This is a genomic window from Halochromatium sp., assembly GCF_046541315.1.
Lineage (GTDB): Bacteria > Pseudomonadota > Gammaproteobacteria > Chromatiales > Chromatiaceae > Lamprobacter.
This window is the reverse complement of the sequence record NZ_JBKHDN010000270.1, coordinates 1-3,061: the sequence shown is the minus strand read 5'-3', so window position 1 is coordinate 3,061 and position 3,061 is coordinate 1. Positions and strand designations below refer to the sequence as shown.

Annotated in this window: 5 protein-coding genes; all 5 read left to right on the top strand. The window is 65.3% G+C overall.

The genetic code is table 11. The features are described from left to right. Positions 1 to 36 precede the first annotated feature (36 nt). Positions 37 to 708 (top strand): heme exporter protein CcmB, encoded by a 672-nt coding sequence (ccmB, locus tag ACLFQI_RS12965; RefSeq protein WP_410759934.1) that lies wholly within the window; start codon positions 37 to 39, stop codon positions 706 to 708. 102 nt (positions 709 to 810) lie between these two features. Beyond that, positions 811 to 1,569, top strand: a complete 759-nt coding sequence (gene ccsA, locus ACLFQI_RS12960) for a cytochrome c biogenesis protein CcsA (protein ID WP_410759933.1) — start codon at positions 811 to 813, stop codon at positions 1,567 to 1,569. Next, the gene (gene ccmD, locus ACLFQI_RS12955; RefSeq protein WP_410759932.1) at positions 1,566 to 1,772 is read left to right on the top strand and encodes a heme exporter protein CcmD; all 207 of its coding nucleotides are present in this window, start codon (positions 1,566 to 1,568) and stop codon (positions 1,770 to 1,772) included. The genes ccsA (ACLFQI_RS12960) and ccmD overlap by 4 nt, the downstream gene beginning before the upstream one ends. Before the next feature lie 103 nt (positions 1,773 to 1,875). Continuing rightward, positions 1,876 to 2,340, top strand: coding sequence for a cytochrome c maturation protein CcmE (gene ccmE / locus ACLFQI_RS12950; RefSeq protein WP_410759930.1), 465 nt, complete (start codon positions 1,876 to 1,878; stop codon positions 2,338 to 2,340). After that, positions 2,337 to 3,061, top strand: a 725-nt coding sequence (ccsA, locus tag ACLFQI_RS12945; RefSeq protein ID WP_410759928.1) for a cytochrome c biogenesis protein CcsA, incomplete at its 3' end; no start/stop codon positions are given. The genes ccmE and ccsA (ACLFQI_RS12945), both read left to right, overlap by 4 nt.

The window sequence follows — 3,061 nt, the reverse complement described above, 5'->3', positions numbered from 1 at the left end:
CCTCTGCGCCAGAACCGGCCGCGCGCTGAGTCGCCGATGCTTCAGGTGTTCTCCTGCGTCCTTGTGCGCGATATCACGCTGGCCATGCGCCGGCGCACCGATGTGCTGACGACGCTGTTCTTCTTCATCATCGTCGTCAGCCTGTTCCCGCTCGGCGTCGGCAGCGAGCGGGAGCAACTGCGCATGCTCGGCCCCGGCGTGGTCTGGGTCGCCGCGCTCTTGGCCTCGATGCTGGCGCTGGAGCGACTGTTCGCCGCCGACTACGACGACGGCACGCTCGAGCAACTGTTGCTCGCCGGCCAGCCCCTCGCGGTGCTGGTGCTCGGCAAGGTGGTCGCACACTGGCTGCTCACCGGCTTGCCGTTGGTGCTGATCGCGCCCCTGGTCGCCATGCAGTATCACCTGAGCGCCACCGCGATCTGGGTGATGATGGCGGCGCTGGCCATCGGCACGCCGGTGCTCGGCCTGATCGGCGCGATCGGTGCGGCCCTCACGCTGGGGCTGCGGGGCGGCGGCATCCTGTTATCGCTGCTGATCCTGCCGTTGTATGTGCCGGTGCTGGTCTATGGCGCGGGCGCGGTCGCGGTCAGCGCCATCGATATCGCCGACACCCAGCCCTATTTCTATCTTTTAAGCGCATTCTTGCTCGGCGCCTTCCTGTTGGCGCCGCTCGCGGCCGCCGCCGCGCTGCGCATCTCGCTGGAGTAAGCGCCATCGAACCGTTCGACGCATCCATCGACGACTGCTTACAATCCCGTGCTCAACTCCGTGGCGGCCCCTGCGGCTAGCCTCCAACGCCATCGCGCCCCTATGACGATCAACTGGTTCCAATTCGCCTCGCCCGCTGCCTTCTACCCGCTCGCCGGGCGTCTCATTCCCCGCTTCGGCCTGGCCGCCTTGGTGCTGATACTGATCGGTTTCGACTGGGGCTTCTTCCTGACCAGCGATCAGCTCGGCGGAAGCAATCCCCAGAAGGAGTACTACCGCATCATCTTCGTGCATGTGCCGGCGGCCTGGATGTCGATGTGGCTCTATCTGGTGCTCGCCGCCTGGTCGGCGATCGGGCTGGTGTTCAATACCCGCTTGAGTTTCATGATGGCGAAGGCGGTGGCGCCGACCGGCGCCCTGTTTACCTTCCTGGCGCTCTGGACCGGCGCGCTCTGGGGGCGCCCGAGCTGGGGCACCTATTGGGATTGGGACCCGCGCCTGACCTCCGAGCTGCTGCTGTTCTTTCTCTATATCGGCTACATCGCGCTCCATTCGGCCATCGACGATACCCGCCGCGCGGATCGTGCTGCGGCGCTGCTGGCGATCGTTGGCCTGGTGATGGTGCCGGTGATCTTTCTGTCGATCAACTGTCCCGATCCGAACCAGTGCGCGTCGCTGCATCAGCGCTCCGATCCGGGCAGCATCCACCTGAGCATCCTGATCCCGATGTTGAGCATGACCCTTGGCTTCTGGGCCTATTCGTTCGCCGCCGTCTTCGCGCGCCTGCGCACCATCATCCTGACCCGCGAGGCGGACAGTGCCTGGGTGCGCGATGTGATCGCCAAGGAGGCGCGCGCATGATCGAGTTCTTCAGCCAAGGCGGCTATGGCGGCTATGTGTGGGGCGCGTTCGGGATGACCTTCGGGTTGCTGCTGATCGAGATCCTACAATTGCGCGGCAGCCGACGCGCGACGCTGACGCGCCTCAGCCGGTTGCTGCGCTTGCGCGCGCCACGGCCAACGGCCACGCGCCGACCACCGGGAACGACCGACGCCCAATCCTAGTCACAGATTCCCATCCAGCCCAAGGCTTGGACGACCCGCATTTTCACACCGGAGCCGCCTGACCCAAGATCAGCGGCCCATCGATCGCCACGAGGAATGCTCAATGAAAGCAAGACAAAAACGCTTGGTCTTGGTCGGCCTCGCGCTGATCGGCGTCGCCGGCGCGACCACCCTGGCGCTCAGCGCGCTGCAGAGCAATATCTCGTATTTTTTCAGCCCCACCCAGGTGATGGCGAATGAACATCCGAGCGATACGGTGTTTCGGGTCGGCGGTCTCGTGGTGCCCGAGAGCCTGGCCCGCCAGGCCGATGGACTCACCGTTCACTTCGAGGTCACCGACAACGCCGCCGTGATTCCGGTCAGCTACACCGGGATCCTGCCGGACCTCTTCCGCGAAGGCGAAGGCGTGGTTGCCAAGGGCCGCATCGGTATCGACGGCGTCTTCTATGCCGAGGAGGTGCTGGCCAAGCACGATGAATCCTACATGCCGCCGGAGGTCACCGACACGCTGCAGACGGCCGATACCAAGGGTCTCATCGAACAGACCAGCGGGAGTTTGCAACAATGATTCCAGAACTCGGACATCTCGCGCTGATCCTCGCGCTCCTGCTCGCCCTCGCTCAGGCCGGTTTTCCGCTCGCCGGCTCGCTCACCGGCAACCGCCCGTGGATGGCCATGGCGCGACCGCTGGCCTATGGGCAGTTGGTCTTCGTCGCCATCGCCTTCGCGGCCTTGGTGCAGGCCTTCATGGCCAGCGATTTCTCGGTGCTCTATGTCGCCCAGAACTCGAACAGCCTGCTGCCCGATGTCTACAAGGTCTCGGCGGTGTGGGGCGGCCACGAGGGTTCATTGCTGCTGTGGGCGCTGATGATGGCGGGCTGGGGCGCCGCCGTGGCGTTCTTCAGCCGTAACCTGCCCTTGCCGGTCGTGGCGCGGGTGATCGCGGTCATGGGCATGGTGGCGATCGGCTTTTTGCTGTTCATGCTGTTGACCTCCAACCCCTTCGAGCGCCTGTTCCCGGTGCCGCCGGAAGGGCGCGACCTGAATCCGCTGTTGCAGGATCCGGGGCTGGCGATCCATCCGCCGATGCTCTACATGGGCTATGTCGGCTTCTCGGTCGCCTTCGCCTTCGCCCTCGCCGCGCTCATCGGTGGCAAGCTCGACGCCGCCTGGGCGCGCTGGTCGCGGCCCTGGACCACGGTCGCCTGGGTGTTTTTGACCATCGGTATCGCGCTCGGCTCCTGGTGGGCCTACTACGAACTCGGCTGGGGCGGCTGGTGGTTCTGGGA